Raw genomic sequence first — 16,954 nt, forward strand, 5'->3', positions numbered from 1 at the left:
AAGTCGCTGATCACAGAGCAGCGGTCAGCTCGCCGCCGGCTCGCTCACGTGCGAGGAGTCCGCCGAGGGCGGCGGCGATGACGGGCAGCCCGACGACCACGGCCGCGATCGCCGGCCACGGAGTTTCGAAGGGCACCCGTACCGGCTCATCCCATGAGCCCGACGCGGTGAAAGGCCATAGCAGCAACATCCCGATGGGGCCCCCGGCGACCGCGCCCAGCACCGTTCCGCACAGCGTGCTCAGCCCCGCACGGGAAGCGGCGAACCACCGGAAAGTGGCGGCCGATCCGTCACCGGCCCGCCTCAGCACCCGGCCCGCTCGCGAACTCGTGTCCTTACCGTCCCCGGCGGCCCATGCACCGCAGAGGGCGATGAGGAGCGTCGCCGCGGCGGCGACCAGCCAGGTGGTCGAAGCCCTGGAATCCCCGCTCGACATAAGTCTCCGTGACGTCGCTCAGCCGGCTGTCGAGCCGGTCCTGTTCGCCCGCCGAGACTCGATGGAGGAAGGGATCGATGATCAGTTCGTCCGGCTTCAGCTGATAGCCGAGGTCCCGGACGACCTTCGCCGGGACGAAGATCGTCTCCATGTGAGGGTCGAGGGTTCTGGCGACGGTCGCCGGAGTGGTCTTGCTCGTCGGCGGGCCGTCGCTCCCGGTCACGTTGTAGTCGATCTCGACCGAGTCGACCTTCACGTCGGCGGTCGTGACCACCACGGCCTTGCCCTCGTCGTACGGCGTCGACTGGTCGCCCGTGAGATACCGCAGCAGTGCCTCGTCGCCGATGACTCCGTTCGGGTAGACGGACTCTTCCGGCAGGTCGACGTTCTCGGCATTCGCCGCGAAGTGTCGGTATTCACGCGGACTCTCACTCTGGGCGATGGGAACTCCGGGTAACTCCCGCTGGATCGCCGCACGTACGGGACCGGCCTGCTCCGCCGAGAAGAGCCGCACCAGGAGGGTGCCGGGCCGGGCGCTGGGGGAGTAGGCGGCCCTGTCCTGCGCCGTCATGCCGACCGCGACGATCGTGAGCGCGATGCCGAAGCTGGTCGCCATCATCGTCACCGTGATCGCGGGAGCCGTAGTCGGGCGACGACCGGCCAGGTCGCGGGCCGCCAGGCGAACGAGCAGCGGCAGCCGTTTGTGTACCGACCGAGGATTTCCAGCAGCCACGAGGCTAGCGGGCCGAAACCTAAGAGGAGCAGACCTCCGCCTATGAGGGTCAGCAGACTGAGCCCGATCAAGACGGCGCCGCCGTAGCGCGTGTCCGCACGCGCCGACCACGCACCGAATGCCATCATCCAGACGCCGACGAACGACAGGAACAATCCCCCGACCACATATCGGCGGCGTACGCGTACGTGGCGATTCCGTGGGGCGGACTGCGCCGCGATCGCCACAGATGCGCAGGCGAACACCGCGGGAATGGCCATGGCCACGCCGATTCTCAGGAGTATCGAAAGGTCGAAGATCATGGCCGGATAGTAGTGAGCTTCAGCTGGCGCCGTACGGGATCGAAATACAGTGCGCGGTCACGTTCCAGCGCTCAGCACCGGATCGGTGACCCCGCCGGGGCAGGCGAGCTGGGCGATGTCCCAACCGGCGCGCCGGGCTCCCGCCTGGTAAGCGCTGTCGTAGAAGGCGAGGACGGCGACGCGCGGATCGGCTTCGGCCAGGGCGTCGGCGTGGCGCAGCACGGCCAGATGGCTGCCTCGCTGCTCGATCCACCGCGCTGCCGCGGGCTCCAAAGGTTCGTTGTCCAGGCCTTTGGGCTCGGGAGCGGTGTAGGAGTAGAAGGCCGGGTCCGGGAAGGCGTCGTCACCGAACCAGAAGCCGGAGCTGATCACCTCCCGCGAGTACGCTTCCCGCGTCACCGGGTCGGCTCCGGGCGGCTGGTCGATCGCGCGGTCGGAGAAGCGGGTGCAGGCGATGTCGAAGGTGTGCCAGAAGTGGTGCACCGGGCTGATCTTGCCCGAGAAGCCCGCGGCGAACTCCTCCAGCAGGAGGTTCACCTGGCTGAGGACCTGCCAGTAGCGGGTGACCTCGGCCGGATCGTAGTGCGCGTGCTCGGTGTCGTCGGCGAACGGCCGGTCGGAGTCGGGCAGGTCGAACGGCCGTGGTAGGGGTATGTCCACTCGCACGTCCAGGGCCGTCAGTGCCCGCATGGTTTGGTGGTAGAAGGACGACACCGACTGGCCGGGGAGCGAGAACGACACCTCCCGGCCGTCCACCGTGCTGAGGAGCAGCTGGTGGCCGACGAAGTCGAAGTCGATCGTGAAGATCGGGTTACCGTCGGCCTGTCCCATCGGACGAGTGGTGATCCCTCGCCCGGTGACGTGGAACGGCGCGTTCCACCAGTGGTTGCGCCGGGCCGCCGAGGCGAGCCGGATCTTGCCCACTACCTGGCAGAACCGGTGCAGCGTCGCCTTGGTGTCCCGCCACTCGGCCGACGGCACGGCGGTGTACAACTCCATGACCCCATCGTTCCCACACGTTCGCAGCGCTATCCATGCGCCGGCTGGAGCCCGGCTTGGCCATCGGAGGTCGAGCGCCCTGCTCCACCCGATCTGCGTCGCCGACTTCGGCTGATACTCACTCGCCTTCACTTAGTCGCTCAATACCTCCCTTCCATGGCAGTTCATCCTCGAAGTCGCAGGCTGCTACGGCCTTGTGTCCTGACGTCCATAGCGCGCTGATAACTTCTGCCGCAACCTCAACCATGGCGGACTCGGCATCTTCGCCTTCTTCCAGCTCGACCAGGATTGGCCAGCCGAGAAACTCGTCCCCGGCTACTGTGTGGATATATGCGTCTGGATTCCTGCGAACCTCAACTACGAAGCTCGTCAAGTCCATGGTGTGACGGTCGAATTCACCGCCGAGCAGCTCGACCAGCAATGCCTTCACCGCCACCTCGGGCGCTGTTGTGAAGACCTTGCAGTAGAGATAATTATTCTCTTCCGGCATCATGGGATTTTGACGAACGGCGGGTTGTCGAACGAGCCGCCTATGCGGATGATCGACACGTCCACCTCCATTCCGAGCATCGCTTCCAGTTTTCGGCGCAGGGAACTCAGCCCCGCTTCCAGCGAGATCGCTACCTGAAGGGCATTGGCCTGCCGAGTCCCGCCTGGATTGGCCTGCGCGGAGATCAGGCACTCACCGGACCGGATGTGTCGCGTCGGTTCGCGGGACCCAGCCGGCGAAGACGCCCTCGGGGCTGTGCGTCGAAAGCGCCTCCGCGATCGAGCGGTGCAAGGCGGCGGCGTCAGGCAGCCTGAGGTGGTGCTCGTCCGACTGGTCGTAGAAGGACAGGTCGAGCCGCGCCGACGGGTATCTGCTGATTCCGTCCACGACCGCCGCTTCGCCCTTGTACGACAGGGCGACCGAGCGGAGCCTTGGCCAGGGATGCTCGTTGATGTGCCGCTCGGTGATGGTCAGCACGCCCATAGCCCTAGCCTGGATGTTTAGCCGGATATATCCGGCTATGCCGATGATCACCACCAGCACCACGCCGACCATGAAGGCGATGTAGTCCGGGGCATTCGTCCCCCGGCCCTCGGGCAGCGTCGCGCCGATGACGCCGACCACGAGCAGCATGAGCACGGTGACGACCATCATCAGGCAGCCGAACCTGCCCCTGCTTCGGCGAAGCGCGGCGGAACGCAGGTCGAAGGCGATTCCGTCAGGCGGCTGGCGGACCGTCCGCACCGCGACCGTGGACAGGCTCCACTTCTTGACGTCCCCGCGGCTGAGCAGCACCCCGCCGGCGATCCCGCACAATGCGGCCGCGAGCCCGACCAGCTGCGACGGGTACACCTCGCCGTCGGCGATCCCGACGGCCACGGCGGCGGCGATCATGATCGGGCAGATCGCGAAGAGCGCCTTGCGCATCAGCCCGATCGCCATCGGGCCGCCCAGCCAGATCCGGGCAAGCCAGAAATACCAGACCGCGCTCCAGAACACTCCCACGAAGATCTCGAAGGGGGCGGCGTCGTTCCGCCAGACGAGCACGATGCCACCGATGAGGCCGGGCCAGAGGACGGCGAGCAGGCCGACGGCCGACTTGTGGGCGAGAGGGCGCTGCATGCGCGGAATCCTAGCCTTCCGGCACCTGGAACCTCGACGACACCGCCTGCGCCCACCTGCCGCCCCGCCACCGTCACGCCGCCACCAGGCAGCCCAGGAGACCTCCGGCGGCGGGGCGCGCGCCTTGAGCGCGATTACAGCGGAGAGGCGCTGTGGTACATGCGGTACTTGAAGTAGCCGTCCCAAGGTGGCGCGGTGTTCGCTGGTCCGGGTTCGGTGGCGAAGTACACGTCGACCCCCGAGTAGTCCAGCGGGCGCTGATAGGCCAGACCGCCATAAACGTCCCGCACCAGGCCAGAATTGTGGTTCCACCGGTAGCCCGTCTGGGCGCTGGTGATCTGGCCGACGACCGTCCAGGCGCCACCGCCCGTCCAGACGCTCGATCCGGCGATTCGGTCGACTTCGACGTTCGCCTGTACTTCGTTGCCGTCGAGCTGCCCGGTGTCGCGGGAGACGACGAACGAGTCCCGCTCGGGGTCGTAGGCCCAGGACGCGTTGTGCAGGAATCGTCTGGAGCCGGGCAGGAACGGTTCCGGCGTCAGACCGGCCGTGGTGATGAACGACCTCGTGCCGAGTACCGGCGCGTTGGCGTTGCCCAGGTTGAGTGTGCGTACGGCGGTGCCCCGGGCGGTCCCGTCGCAGGACGGCTCCGGCACGTCCAGCGCGGCGCAGTCCAGCCCGCTGTAGAACAGCAGGAGATTCCCCCGCTGATCGACACTGGTCACGCTCGGCTGGCCGACACCGTACCCGGCCGCGTTGTAGTCGGGTTCGGTGATGTCGATGAGCGGGGAGGCGACGATGGTCCACGGCCCCAGCGGAGAGGTGGCGAGGGCAACGCCGACCACGTTGAACCGGCCGTCCGTGCCATGGTCGTCATTGTCGGCGGCGGTGAAGAACATCGCCCACGTGTAGGTCTTCTCGCCGCTCTGGGGCGTCGTGTAGGTGAAGCTGCCCTTGACGACGTCCGGGTCGCAGATGTGGTACGCCGCCCAACTCGGCGTGGCAGGCTGGTAGTGCGGGTCGGCCGGTTGAAGGCGGGGCCGCAGCGCTACCTGGGTGGCACCCCACGTGTACGACCCGTTCGGCTGCCGGGTGCCGACGTTGAACAGGACGTGATCGTGAGTGGCCTGGAGCGCGTTGCCGCTGCTCGATGAGTACTCGACCGTGTTGGCGCAGTAATAGATGATCCTCTGGGCGTCGGAGGTCTGCACGATGGACGGCGCGTACTGGTAGTAACCAGCGCCGTCATAGCGGGACGAACCTGGATATATCCCCCCAGGTAAGGGTACGCCTGAGGACTCGGCGGAAGGCGTCCAGGCGTAGGCCGGCAGCAGGGTGATCAAGGATGCGACAAGGGTGAGGAGGGCGGCTGTCGAAACGCGACGGACGAGCATCAGGTGGTCCTTCCTCGCGGCGAGGTGGGCAGCCCGCCCGCGCCCCGGTCGTAGATCTTGTACCGGGTACGGCTGGCGCCGCCCGCGTCGTAATGCTCGCTGTAGACGACGACGCGGCCGTTCCTGTTCATGGCCTGCGGATCGACGTTCGACTTGCTGGAGATCAGGATGTCGCCGGCCACGATACGGCCGGCGTTGACGGGCTTGACGACCAGCCCCTGCCCTGAGGTGGTGTCGGTGGCCCAGGCGTAGAAGGCGGCGATGGTGCTGCCGTCGCCGGAGAGCATCGACTGCAGGATCCGGTCGTTGTCGGTGGCGTTGGGGTGCAGGTCGACGGTGGCGCCGCTGGTGGCGTTGTAGACCTGCAGGCTGCTGGGGAAGCCGGTCCAGCCCACCCCGTACGAGACCAGGACGCCGTCACGCGACAGGCCGAATGAGCCGTTGGTGTGGCAGCCGGGTCTCGTGGCGCAGACCGTGTCCACCCTGCTCAGAGGCTGGCCGACGACACCGCGGTAGGTGGTGGCCTCGCGCGGCGGCGGGGCGTCCGTGGTCAGCCCGACGCGTACGGCGATGACCGTTCCGTCCTCGCTGAGGCGCAGCGCCATCGTGTCGAAGTCCTCGTAGGCCACGCCCGGGTCCTCGACCCAGACCTGCCCGGTCCGCAGATTCCTGATGATGATCGCCGGAGAGGTGAACGGGGCGTTCCTGTCGCCGATGTAGGCGACGATCGAGCCGTCGCGGTTGGTGGCCATCCCCGTACCCGGGACCGTAATGGGGACGTAGCTGGGCGTGCGGCCGTCGCCGCCGCGCGAGACGAGAATGATCTCACCCGTCTGGAGGTCCTTGCGGACCAGGTAGATGGCGTTGCCGTCAGGCTGGTACACCTCCTCCGGCGCGAGGTTGCTGCCGGAGCTCACCGCGAAGAAGACGTAGCGACCGTCGGCCGACAGCCGCGCTTTCGGGGCCGGCGCCGTGCTGGTTGGCGGCCCGTACGGTGAAGGTGTACGCCGTCGCCACGTCGAGACCGGACAGGACCGCGCTCGTCGTCGTTACCGTGGCCCTCGCGCCGCCGGGGCTCGCCGTCACCGTGTATGAGGTGATGGGCGCGGTTCCGGTGTCCCTGGGCGCGTTCCACGTGACCTTGACCGAGCCGTCGGCGGTGGTCGAGGCGGTCACCCCGACGGGTGCGATCGGAGCCCGCCGCGCCGCCGGGGTGGCCGGGCCGGCGGTCTCGGCCTCACCCGTGCCCGCGGCGTTGCGGGCCGCGACGGTGAACGTGTACTCCGTCCCGTTCGTCAGCCCCGCGAACGTGGCGACCGTGGTCGCGGCAGGTGTGTCCAGCGTGAGCCCGCCGGGCTCGGCCGTCGGGTGGTACCCGCTGATCGCCGCGCCGCCGTCGGGCGGCTCCACCCACTGGAGCTCGACCTTCTGGTCCAGCGGGACCACCGAGAGGACGGGCGGCCGCAGCGGCGTCGTGGCGGGCGCGGGGGTGACGGGCTGCGAGGGCGCCGAGGGGCCGGCCGCTGCCCGTGCCGTTCACCGCGGTGACCACGAACGTGTAGGCCGTCCCGTTCGTCAGCCCGCCGACCGTCGCCTGGGTCGCCTCGGCGGCGGCGTCCACGACGACGTTGCCCGGCGAGGCGGTGACGAGGTACTTCACGATGCCTGCCGTGCCGGTGTCCGGCGGGCTCCAGTCCACTTTCGCCGCCGCGTCACGCGCGGTCACGGCGGTGATGAACGGCGTGCCGGGTACGCGGGGGGCGGCTGGGGTGACCGGCTCGGAGGGCGCGGAGGCGGGCGAGGTGCCGGCCGCGTTCGCAGCCGTCACGGTGAACACGTACGCGCTGCCGTTGGTCAGCCCGCCCACGTGCGCGGAGGTCGTGGCGGAGGTGACGCGGGCGCCGCCGGGCGAGACGGTCACCGTGTACGTGGAGATCGACGCGCCGCCGTCTGCCGGAGCCTGCCACGCGACGTCGGCGCCGCCGTCGGTGGCCGAGGCGGTCACGCCGGACGGCGCTGACGGCGCGGACGCCGACCGGTAGTAGTCGAAGGTGTCGACGGTCACGCTGACGCTCGCGGTGCCGGTGTTGAGGATCACGAACGTGCCGCCGGTGCCCACCTTGACCGGCACCAGGCTCGACCAGAAGTCGTTCGGCTGGTACGCGATCGAACCGCCGCCCGGGATGCTCGCCTGGCCCGCGGGGTACACGCGCAGCGGGCCGTTCACGGTGCCCTTGACAGTGATGTTCACCCCGACCGCGCTCACCCCAGTGGGCGGCACGCCGCCCTTGCCGAGCGGTGCCACCGTGAACGAGGCGCCCGCCGCCACTGTCACCGAGGCGAGAGTCCGCGACGGGGCGACGGGCACCAGGGCCGAGGCGGCGACCGCGGCGGCGGGCGTCGCGAAGTAGCCCGCCACGTCGGCGTACACCGTCAGCGCGGCCGGCCCGTTGTTGTTGACGGCGATCTTGCCGTCCGTCCCGAGCGCGGCGATGACCAGGTTGGACTGGAAGTAGGAGGGCCGGTAGTCGATGTTCGACCCGGCGGGTGGCGTGCCGCCCGACGGGTAGGCGATCATCTTGCCCGACCCGGTGCTCTTCACCGCGAACGTCAGCGCCACGTACGCCACCCCGGACGCCGGCACTCCGCCCACCCCCGCCACCGCGAACGTGGCGGTCGAGTTGGCGGCGACGCTCTGGTTGCCGATGATCCGCGCGGTGTTCAACGGTACGTACCGCGCGCCGGGCGCCGCGGCGGCCACGGCGGTGACGTACCCGTGCACGTCGGCGTAGACGTTGACGGCGGCCGTCCCGGTGTTCTTGACCTTGAGCGCGCCGTCCGCGCCGAGCTTGACCGTCACGAGCTGGTCGTCCCACACGCCCGACCGGTAGCGGGTGCCGGTCACCGCGGGCGCGGCGGCCAGGTCCGACGGGAAGACGACGAGGCCGCCGGCGGCGCTCGCGCCCTTGGCCGCGAAGTTCACCGCGACGCTCGCGACGCCGCTGGCGGGCACCGCGCCGACGCCCGCCACGCTGACCGTCGTGGTGGCGCCGGCGGGGATCGACACGTTGCTCAGCACCCGCACCCGCACACCGTAGAACTGGCCCGGCCCCGGCTGCGCCGACTCGGCCGAGGCCGGTGCCGCCCCCGTCGCCACGAGGACTCCGGAGAAGATCAGAGCGAGCGCCGTCAACCATCGCATGACCACACCGGCCTCCTGGGCTCGGGATCATTCCGCGTTGCGCGCCTGACGCTACCAACCGCCCTGAACTCGTGAAATACGACGAAAAGTAGAGATTTTTCGTCAACCAGCGGCGTACGACGGGGCGTCCGCCTACAACTTCGGCGGTAGCCGCCTCAGCCCTCGGCAGGGACCCCGCCCGCGTGTACGAGGCGAGCACGGCCGGCATTTCTTTCAACGACCGCAGTTGAGCAGGCCGAAAACGCAGCCGGTCGGCCTCGTCCTGATTACTCCCCGCTTGATCGCCAGCACGCCGTGGCGGGAGGTCAGAGAAGAAAGGTGAACAGCGGCGAGCCAGGCGGGACGCGCTCCACCGTGAGTGGGCTGGCCTTCATGCGGAACAGGAGACTGTCAAGATCACTGGCCCGCTCAAGCTCGATGCCGACGAGCGCCGGGCCGGTTTCGCGGTTGTTCTTCTTGACGTACTCGAAGGCGATGATGTCCTCGCCCTCGCCCAGCACCTCGTCCAGGAAGTGCCGCAGGGCGCCGGGGCGCTGCGGGAAGGTCACCAGGAAGTAGTGTCGCAGCCCGATGTGTACGAGAGAGCGCTCCAGCACCTCGCCGTAGCGGCTGACGTCGTTGTTGCCGCCCGACACCACGCACACCAGCGGGCCTTCGGAGGAGTACGGCAGCAGCTCACGGGCCGCCGCTCCCGCGAGAGCTCCGGCGGGCTCGGCGATGATGCCGTCGGTCTGGTACAGATCCAGCATCTCGGTGCACACCGCACCTTCATCGACCGCGACGACCTCATCCACCAAGTCCTTGACCAGCGGGAACGTGGCCTCTCCCACCCTTCCGACGGCGGCGCCGTCCACGAAGGTGTCCAGCTCGGGCAGGGCGAGCGGCCCGCCGTTGTCGAGGGCGGCGCGCATGCTGGCCGCTCCGGCGGGTTCGGCGCCGATGATGCGGGTGCCGGGTGAGTGCTCGCGGAGCCAGACGGCGATGCCGCTGATCAGACCGCCTCCACCGACCGGTACGACCACGGTGTGCGGTGCCTCACCGGCCTGCGCCAGGATCTCCAGGCCGACCGTGCCCTGCCCGGCCATCGTCCTGACGTCGTCGAACGGATGCACGTACATCGCGCCGGTGCGCTCGCTGTCGGCGTGCGCGGCGGTGCTCGCCTCGTCGTACGTGCCGCCGCCGACCACGACCTCCACCCGGTCGCCGCCGAGCGCCGCGATGCGCTCGCGCTTCTGCCGTGGTGTGGTGGACGGTACGTACACACGTCCCCCAATCCCGAGACGCGCGCAGGCGAACGCCACTCCCTGCCCGTGGTTGCCCGCGCTCGCGCAGACCACACCGCGTCGCCGCTCCTCATCCGTGAGCGAGGCGATCAGGTTGAACGCTCCGCGCACCTTGTACGAGCGGCAGACCTGCGCGTCCTCGCGCTTGAGCAGCACCTGACCGCCGAGCAGGTCGGACAGCCGCTGGTTCGGCTCCAGCGCGGTGCGACGTACCACCGGCCGCAATCGTTCGGCCGCCTGGCTGATCATCGCGGTGGTGAGACGGTCGGTCATGCACACTCCAGGCACAGCGGTTGATCAAGGGATGGTAGCAAGGCGTCGCGTGGTGAGTGACGACGACAGCCGCACAGTGGATCACTGGGAACGGTGCCCGTCGCCAAGCGAGCACACTGGTCACAACGATCCCAACAGGTCATGCGATTCCCGCAGCGCCCGTCTCCCTCAGCCGGACGGCTACCGACCAGCGACATTCTTGCGACGCTTGCTCAGTTCGCCAGCTAGCGGACTGCCGCGCCGGAGCGAACAATCAACCTCACCTCAGCGCCATTCCCGGGACACGAGCGCGGATCGCATCCATGGCCGCCTCGTCCGAGACGCCCTGCCAGTCATACCGCGGCGTGTAGGGGGCGGTGAGGGCGCGTACGTCCTCATCGGTGAGCTCGACGTCCAACGACGCGATCGCGTCGTCGATCTGCTTGATCGACCCGGCGCCGACCAGCGGCGGCGCCGGCACGCTCTACCGGCACTTCCCCACCCGGGAAGATCTGATCCTGGCGGCCTACCAGCACGACATCGAACGCCTGACCACCGCCGCCGACGAGGCGCTGGCGCGCCATCCATCGGCGAAGGACGCGTTCGTCGAGTGGTTCGAGACTCTGTCGGCCTACATCCGCATCAAGCACGGCCTCGGTGACGCGTTGCACAGCGCCGCGGCCCAGGACGTGATCAGCGCTTCGTGGGCGCCGACCACCGCGGCGGTGGCCAAGCTCGTCGAGGCCTGCGTGGCCGAGGGCACCATCGCTCCCGGGCACGACCCCGCCGACATCATCATGCTCATGAGCTTTCTGTGGCGCGTCGCGAACAACGACGACGGTGTGGCCCAAGGACGGCGTCTGATCGCCGCCGTCTTTTCGGGGCTGAAAGAGGCACCCCAGCCGATCTGAGCACAGCCGATCCCGCTTAGCGGAGCAGGGAGCCGGGTGCCAGGCGGTGGGCGAGGCGGCGCGGTAGCGCGATCTTCTGTCTGACCAGCAGGTCGATGTTCGCGTAGTGCCGCCAGGCCATGTCCGCGGCTGCCTGGTCCGCGGGGGCATCGCCGAATCGGGTGAGGTTCGCCAGGTCCGCCAGTCCCGTCAGCGGTTCGTACGCGTGGACGCCCAGAGCCGTCACTCCCAGCGTGGCCACCTCCCGAGCCGTCAGTACGCGCGACGAGGCCGGGACTCCGGCGGCGCGCAGTCGTACCAGCGTCTGCCGCCACGCGCCCGCCACCCGCGCCCGCGGATCGCCCGTCCGGCGGCGTCGGCGGCGAAGGGGCGGCAGTACGGTCACCGCCAGCAGGTACCCGCCCAGCAGCCCCCCGGTCACCGCGCCAGCGATCGGCAGCCAGGTGGTTCCGGCTCCGTGGCCGGCCTGACGGGGTGACGGCTGTGGTGTGGGTCGGTGGGGCGACGGCGTCGCGGCAAGGTCGGCGTGGTCGCCGCTGATCTCCTGTTCGATCTCCTGGCGCTGCTTGGACACGCCTTCGGCGACGTCGCCGCTCTGGCCCGCGTGGCTGCGCGCCGGGGTGGGGTAGAAGGGCACCCAGCCGATCCCCTTGAACTCCACCTCCGCCCAGGCGAGCACATCGCCCGCCAGCACCTGCCGTACGCCGCCGCCCTCCGCCTTGCCCGGACCGAAGCCGACCACCACCCGGCTGGGCAGGCCGAGCGAGCGGGCGAGCAGTGCGTACGACGCCGCGAACTGCTCGGTCGTGCCCTTCTTCGCCTCGGTGAGGAAGAACTGGATGCTGCGATAGCTGTGCCCCGGCGGGGAGTTGACGTCGTACTCGGCGTGTTTGCGCAGGTAGGAGGCCAGGCGTACGGCCTGCTGCATCGGGCTGGTGGCGCCGGCCGTGGCCTTGCGCGCGATGGCGGCGAGGCGGGCCCGCTGCGGGGGAGTGCGGCCGTCGGGGCCGTTGGGGAGCACCAGAGCGGCCTGGTCGGCGGCGGGGACCGCCTCGCGCAGTTCTGCGGCGGAGTAGCGGCGGATGCCAGAGGTGACCCGGTAGGTGATGCCCTCGCGAGTGGTGGTGGTGGCACTCGCCAGCATCCCGGTCGCCGGATCTGCCATCAAGCTGGTCGCGGAGTCGGGCGTCGGTCCGGTCAGGCTCACCTGCTGAGGGCGGTCCGCCGCGGGCAGCCAGGGCCCGGCCAGCTTCTGCAGGGTGAACTGCTGCTCGACGACGTCGAGGGAGCCGGCGGACCCCTCGCCGGGGACCCGGCCGCCCGTCGGCAGGTATCCGGCGCCTGACGTCCATGTGACGCCGTCGAAACGGTCCAATACGGCCAGCCGCCAGTTCGCCTCGGTCGTGGACCTGACGGTGAAGAGCTGGCGGTAGGGGTTCTGGAGCCAGGCCGACACCTGGTCCAGCGGGCTCACCCCGGCGAGCGGGCGCGATGGCGGCTGGGCCACCAACTGGCGCACGTCGTACGGCTTGCTCGCGAACGGCAGCACCGGCCCGGCCGCGACGGCGACCAGCACGAGGCCGGCCAGCAGCGGCACGCCCGCCACGAACATCCTGGCCGCTCGGGCCGCCCGGACCAGGGCGAGGGCCAGGGCCAGCCCGACGAGGACGGCCGGTGTCGGCAGTTGAGAACCGGGACCGGACACGCCCAGCACGACGGCGGCGGCCAGCACCGGTACGGCCGGGGCCGCTGGCAGCACCACCGCCCTGGTCCGCAGGGCCAGCTCGGCCCCGGCCACCGCCGCCGCCCAGACCAGGAAGTGCGCCAGCACGATCGTTCTGCCGTCCCCCTCGGCCGGCAGAATGGTCGTGAGCAGCGCCTTTCCCGAGTCGCGCACGCCGAGCAGCGCGGCCCGCACACTGGCCGGACTCGGCAGGAACCCGGCCAGGGCCTGCGCCCTGAACAGGGTCGCCGACACCGCGACCAGCCAGACAAGGAGATGCACGGCCAGAGACGCCCAGAGCGGCAAGATCCTGGCCAGCGCGTACGACACCACCCCCGGTACGACCGCTGCGACGGTCACCATGGGGATCAGGGCATTCAGAGCGAACACCCCGTCGAACGCCAGCCCGGCCGTACCCGCCAGCAGGATCACGATGACGATCGACGCCACCCGCCGCCACTCGGGTACGGGCGGCAGCGGCGCGGCCTCGGCGGCCCCAGGCCGCACACCCGGCGGCTCGTCCCGCAGCCCCAAGGAGCCCCGCAGCCTCAACGACCCCCGCAGTCCCCACGCGGGCCGGACGCCCGACCGCATGGGCCGCACGTCCGGCGTGGGCGAGGCGACCGGTATGGGCGGGGCGTCCGGTGTGGTCCGCACGCCTGGTGTGATCCGCACGTCCGGTGTGGACCGCACGTCCGGTGTGGGCGGGGCGCCCGGCCGGCCCGGCGGGGTGGTTAGCGAGGCCATGCCGCCGCCAGTTCAGCCAGTTCGCCGATCTCGATGACCGTCACGCCGGGCACCATCGGCGGCCTGTCGCCGGAGGAGGCTCCGACCCAGATACAGACCACCTGGTCGAAGCGGCGCCGCACCGATGCGACGCTCGACAGCGCGGTCCGCGCCCCGGTGACCAGGATCAGTGCCCCGCCGGAGCCCGCGCGGCGTACCGCGTCCATCGGCGCCTCCGCGTCGGCCGTCCGTTCGACCAGGGCCAGCCGGTCGAGCACCTCCTCCGCCTCCTCGGCGCCGCCCTTGGCGGACAACAGTTCGCCGGCGCCGGTCAGCAGCCGCACCGGGAAGCGGCGGCGGCTCGCCGACCAGGCGACCGACGCGGCCGCGTCCACCGCCAGCTCGAACTCGTCGTCACCCCCGTAGGAGTCGGCGCGCGTGTCGAGGATCGTGGTCGTGTACGGCAGGCTCACGTCCTCCAGTTCCTTGACCATGAGGGTCCCGGTACGCGCCGTGGACCGCCAGTGGATGTGCCGCAGGTCGTCGCCGATGACGTAGTCGCGGACGCCGTTGAAGGTGATCGTGCCGCTCGGCGATCGGGAGGCGGAGCCGTCGAGGTGGCGCTGCCTGCCGGAGTTCAGCGGCTCCAGCGGAACCGTACGCGGCCTGACCAGCAGCAGGTCCGCCTGGCCGTACGAGGTCGTGCGCCGGGCCAGGCCGAACGGGTCGGCCCGGTCGAGCCGCAGCGGGCCCACCGGGGTCTCGCCGCGCCGGCGGGTGGGCAGCCGGTACGACACGGTTCCGGTGGAGTTCCTGGCCAGGGGCGGTACGCCGACCACGATCGCGGTGTCCCGGCAGGTGTCGTGGGCCTCCAGGGCGTCGCGCCGCCAGCGGCCCCTGTTCGTGACGCGCAGCATCGCGATGGCCGCCTCGCCCCTGGCGACCTTGACGGGCGTGACCTCGCGGCGTACCTCCAGGCGTGGCCGGCGCAGCGTCCACAGCAGGCCGGCGCCGACGGCGGCGATCCCGCCGGCCGCCAGCGCGCCCGCCTGCTGGTAGCCGAGCGGCGCCGCCACGGCGTACAGCAGCACGGAGGCGGCCAGGGTGCCCCAGCCGGCTCTGGTGATCATTCGCACTCCCAGAGGGGGGCGGCGGGGAATCCCCCCTTCGGGGTGTCCATCAGTACGTCGTTCAGCCAGCCGCTGCCCCGGCTGGACTCGACCTTGTTCCAGACGTCGCTGCTCATGCCCGTGTCGGTGTCGGTGAAGCCCGCGCCCTTGGTCTGGCAGATCACGGTCATGGTGATGTACTCGCCCTTGGGGATGCGGCCGGCCTCCGCCCCCGCCGAAGGGCCGGATCGGATCAGGGTGTCCCTGTTGTCGTTGTGCGCGTTGCTGAACTGCGCCGACGGCGGCTGCAGCCCGGCCTTGGCCTCGGCGCGCTCCTGGCCCTCGCCGGCGCCGTTCTTGGCGCGCAATGTCCAGGTGTAGTCCTGGCTGTTCTTCAGGCCTGTCACCTCCGCGCTGGTTCCGTCGAGCGTGCCGGGGTGCTGGCCGGGGCCTTCGAGGACGTAGCTGACGCCGCCGTCCTTGGCGTTGTCGGGGGCCGACCAGGTGAGGTCGGCGCCGTGGTTCTTGCCCTTGGCCTCGAAGCTCGCCGGTCTGCCCGGGGCGACGCAGGGGCGTACCGGGATGGTGGGGTCGGAGACGGACTCGCCGCCGTCGTACTGGGCCGCGACGCGGAAGGTGTACTCCTGGTCGCACCGGCCTCCGGTGACCCGGAACTGGAAGGGGCCGTCGGACCGTACGCGGTCCGGGGTCACGTTCGCGCTGTCGGGGGCGCCCTTGAGTGTGTAGCCGGTGGCCTTGCCCTGGCTCGACGGGGTGAACACGATCTCCATCCAGCCGGGTCCCGAGTTCGCCGTGACGGTGCCCGGCGGGCCGGGGGTCTGCGTCGGTGTGGGCGTCGGGGTCGGGGTCGGGGTAGGCGTCGGGGTGGGGGTGCTGGTCGGGGGCGGGCTGGGGGTCTCCGAGCGCTTCGTCGCAGTGGGCTTCGGGGTACGCGTGACCGTCACCGTGGGCCGTGCCGTGGGTTGGACGGTCTGCCGGGTCGGGACGGTGGTCGGGAGCGCCATGGTGGGCGTGCCGGTGGGTACGGGCAGCGGCGTGGGGGTGTCCTTCTGGCCCAGCGCCTCGTCGTACTTGCCGACCCGGTGCGCCCTGCCGTCCTGCTCGACGACCAGCGCGGTCTCGCTGAACTGGTCGTTGACCCAGAGCAGACCGTCCTTGACGAACACCTCCAGCGGCCCCGCCTTACCGGTGATCACCTTCTCGGCGTCGAACCTCTTGGCCACCGTGTCGTACACGATGAGCCGCCCGGTGCTCTCGTCCGCGATGTAGACGCGGCGGCCGAGAGCCTGCGGCGGCCCGAGCTTGCCGCCCTTCACCGACACGGTGCTCAGCGCGCCGCTCGCGGTGTCCACGAGCACCAGCGCGCCCTGCTTGGGCGCGAGCATCGGGACGATCGTGGCCTCGGCGACGGCGGGCATCAGCATGCCGCCGCGCCCGGCCTCGGTCACCGTGCTGGGCAGGCTCACCGTGAGCCGCGTGCCGGTCGAGCCGATGACCATCGCCGACGCGGCGGCGGAGTTGGTGACCAGCGGTACGCCGTCCGCCATGGTCAGCGTGAGCGGGTCGCCCGGCTCGCCCACGGTCACGGCCTTGCCCTGCTGGGCGCCGTTGATCTGGGCCAGCGTGCCCTCTTCCGGCACGGGCACCCAGAGGGTTCCGTTCTTGTCGATGCCCGCCTGGCCGAGCGGGCCCTTGAGTGTGATCGCGGCGCCGATCGTGTCCACGGTCAGGGGGTTCACCTGCTGGACGGTGCCCGCTTGGGGGTCGATCGCGTACGCCTTGCCCGCACCCATGACCAGTTGCGTACCGCCGGCGCCCAGGCTCTTGGTCTGGGCGACTTCGAGCTGGGTGGGGTCGATGCGGCTGACCTGGCCGGTCGACTCGTCGACGACGAGCACGCTGTTGCCGTCCTGGACCACCTTGAGCTCGTCGCCCTTCGCGGCGGCCAGGTCCACGCGGCCGTCGACCTGGCCGGACAGGCCGTTGGCGTGGACGACCTCACCGTTGAGCGCGCTGGCGAGCCACGCGCCGATGTCGGCGAGCTTGGGCCGGGCGCTGGACACACCCGTACCCAGGAAGAACCCGATGCCCGTGAGCGCGGCGACGATCGCGAGCGCGACGAGGCCCGCCATCCTCCGCCGTGCCGCCTTCTGCCACCGAATGGCCACCAAATTCACATCCCGCGACATTTGCGCACATGCATACCCGCCGACACCCTAGATCGGCGGGGTCGGCTGGGGGCATGCTTCAA

At 70.3% G+C, this 16,954-nt stretch carries 15 protein-coding genes and 1 pseudogene; 1 reads left to right on the forward strand and 15 read right to left on the reverse strand.

Annotated elements, in window-relative coordinates:
• Positions 1-10: 10 nt before the first annotated feature.
• From AB0B61_RS01675 to AB0B61_RS01730, 12 genes and pseudogenes are all read right to left on the reverse strand, one after another.
• Entirely contained in the window at positions 11-136 is a 126-nt protein-coding gene (locus tag AB0B61_RS01675; protein ID WP_358426322.1) for a hypothetical protein, read from the reverse strand.
• A gap of 199 nt (positions 137-335) precedes the next feature.
• Positions 336-1,055, reverse strand: coding sequence for a hypothetical protein (locus tag AB0B61_RS01680; protein WP_358426325.1), 720 nt, complete (start codon positions 1,053-1,055; stop codon positions 336-338).
• A gap of 2 nt (positions 1,056-1,057) precedes the next feature.
• Complete coding sequence (locus AB0B61_RS01685) at positions 1,058-1,471, reverse strand: hypothetical protein (protein ID WP_358426328.1); 414 nt, start codon at positions 1,469-1,471, stop codon at positions 1,058-1,060.
• Positions 1,472-1,528: 57 nt separating this feature from the next.
• A complete protein-coding gene (locus AB0B61_RS01690; protein ID WP_358426330.1) occupies positions 1,529-2,470 on the reverse strand; it encodes a DUF5996 family protein in 942 nt (313 codons plus the stop codon).
• 118 nt (positions 2,471-2,588) lie between these two features.
• Complete coding sequence (locus AB0B61_RS01695) at positions 2,589-2,960, reverse strand: hypothetical protein (protein ID WP_358426333.1); 372 nt, start codon at positions 2,958-2,960, stop codon at positions 2,589-2,591.
• A gap of 192 nt (positions 2,961-3,152) precedes the next feature.
• Complete coding sequence (locus tag AB0B61_RS01700; protein WP_358426336.1) at positions 3,153-4,082, reverse strand: hypothetical protein; 930 nt, start codon at positions 4,080-4,082, stop codon at positions 3,153-3,155.
• 134 nt (positions 4,083-4,216) lie between these two features.
• Entirely contained in the window at positions 4,217-5,425 is a 1,209-nt protein-coding gene (locus tag AB0B61_RS01705; protein WP_358426339.1) for a hypothetical protein, read from the reverse strand.
• A 50-nt stretch (positions 5,426-5,475) separates the two neighbouring features.
• Positions 5,476-6,393, reverse strand: a complete 918-nt coding sequence (locus AB0B61_RS01710) for a hypothetical protein (protein ID WP_358426342.1) — start codon at positions 6,391-6,393, stop codon at positions 5,476-5,478.
• Complete coding sequence (locus AB0B61_RS01715; RefSeq protein WP_358426345.1) at positions 6,347-6,886, reverse strand: fibronectin type III domain-containing protein; 540 nt, start codon at positions 6,884-6,886, stop codon at positions 6,347-6,349. Before AB0B61_RS01715 ends, AB0B61_RS01710 begins: the two co-directional genes overlap by 47 nt.
• Before the next feature lie 118 nt (positions 6,887-7,004).
• Positions 7,005-8,678, reverse strand: a pseudogene (locus tag AB0B61_RS01720) (fibronectin type III domain-containing protein); the annotation flags it as partial.
• A 305-nt stretch (positions 8,679-8,983) separates the two neighbouring features.
• Entirely contained in the window at positions 8,984-10,234 is a 1,251-nt protein-coding gene (gene ilvA / locus AB0B61_RS01725) for a threonine ammonia-lyase IlvA (RefSeq protein ID WP_358426348.1), read from the reverse strand.
• Between the two features lie 259 nt (positions 10,235-10,493).
• Positions 10,494-10,631, reverse strand: coding sequence for a hypothetical protein (locus AB0B61_RS01730; protein ID WP_358426351.1), 138 nt, complete (start codon positions 10,629-10,631; stop codon positions 10,494-10,496).
• On the opposite strand from AB0B61_RS01730, the gene AB0B61_RS01735 reads away from it, so the two are divergent.
• Positions 10,615-11,124: a TetR/AcrR family transcriptional regulator gene (locus AB0B61_RS01735; protein WP_358426354.1), complete on the forward strand. Its 510-nt coding sequence runs from the start codon at positions 10,615-10,617 to the stop codon at positions 11,122-11,124. The two genes, AB0B61_RS01730 and AB0B61_RS01735, sit on opposite strands and share 17 nt — an antisense overlap.
• Before the next feature lie 16 nt (positions 11,125-11,140).
• Here AB0B61_RS01735 and AB0B61_RS01740 read toward each other — a convergent pair whose 3' ends face one another.
• From AB0B61_RS01740 to AB0B61_RS01750, 3 genes are read right to left on the reverse strand one after another with little or no spacing between them, the layout of a single operon-like run.
• Positions 11,141-13,594 carry a transglutaminaseTgpA domain-containing protein gene (locus AB0B61_RS01740; protein WP_358426357.1) on the reverse strand — a complete coding sequence of 818 codons (2,454 nt, stop codon included), beginning with the start codon at positions 13,592-13,594 and terminating at the stop codon, positions 11,141-11,143.
• Positions 13,582-14,703, reverse strand: a complete 1,122-nt coding sequence (locus AB0B61_RS01745) for a DUF58 domain-containing protein (protein WP_358426360.1) — start codon at positions 14,701-14,703, stop codon at positions 13,582-13,584. The genes AB0B61_RS01740 and AB0B61_RS01745 overlap by 13 nt, the downstream gene beginning before the upstream one ends.
• Entirely contained in the window at positions 14,700-16,835 is a 2,136-nt protein-coding gene (locus tag AB0B61_RS01750; protein ID WP_358426363.1) for a hypothetical protein, read from the reverse strand. Before AB0B61_RS01750 ends, AB0B61_RS01745 begins: the two co-directional genes overlap by 4 nt.
• Positions 16,836-16,954 lie beyond the last annotated feature (119 nt).

Origin of the sequence: Nonomuraea sp. NPDC049158 (assembly GCF_040648335.1) — a bacterium.
In the GTDB taxonomy this organism is placed as follows: Bacteria; Actinomycetota; Actinomycetes; order Streptosporangiales; family Streptosporangiaceae; genus Nonomuraea.

Bases quoted from the DNA above. Each gene is read 5' to 3' on its own strand.
- AB0B61_RS01690 (WP_358426330.1), bottom strand. From the start codon at position 2,470: ATGGAGTTGTACACCGCCGTGCCGTCGGCCGAGTGGCGGGACACCAAG.
- AB0B61_RS01750 (WP_358426363.1), bottom strand. From the start codon at position 16,835: ATGGCGGGCCTCGTCGCGCTCGCGATCGTCGCCGCGCTCACGGGCATC.
- AB0B61_RS01700 (WP_358426336.1), bottom strand. From the start codon at position 4,082: ATGCAGCGCCCTCTCGCCCACAAGTCGGCCGTCGGCCTGCTCGCCGTC.
- AB0B61_RS01745 (WP_358426360.1), bottom strand. From the start codon at position 14,703: ATGATCACCAGAGCCGGCTGGGGCACCCTGGCCGCCTCCGTGCTGCTG.
- AB0B61_RS01685 (WP_358426328.1), bottom strand. From the start codon at position 1,471: ATGATCTTCGACCTTTCGATACTCCTGAGAATCGGCGTGGCCATGGCC.
- ilvA (WP_358426348.1), bottom strand. From the start codon at position 10,234: ATGACCGACCGTCTCACCACCGCGATGATCAGCCAGGCGGCCGAACGA.
- AB0B61_RS01680 (WP_358426325.1), bottom strand. From the start codon at position 1,055: ATGATGGCGACCAGCTTCGGCATCGCGCTCACGATCGTCGCGGTCGGC.
- AB0B61_RS01740 (WP_358426357.1), bottom strand. From the start codon at position 13,594: ATGGCCTCGCTAACCACCCCGCCGGGCCGGCCGGGCGCCCCGCCCACA.
- AB0B61_RS01695 (WP_358426333.1), bottom strand. From the start codon at position 2,960: ATGCCGGAAGAGAATAATTATCTCTACTGCAAGGTCTTCACAACAGCG.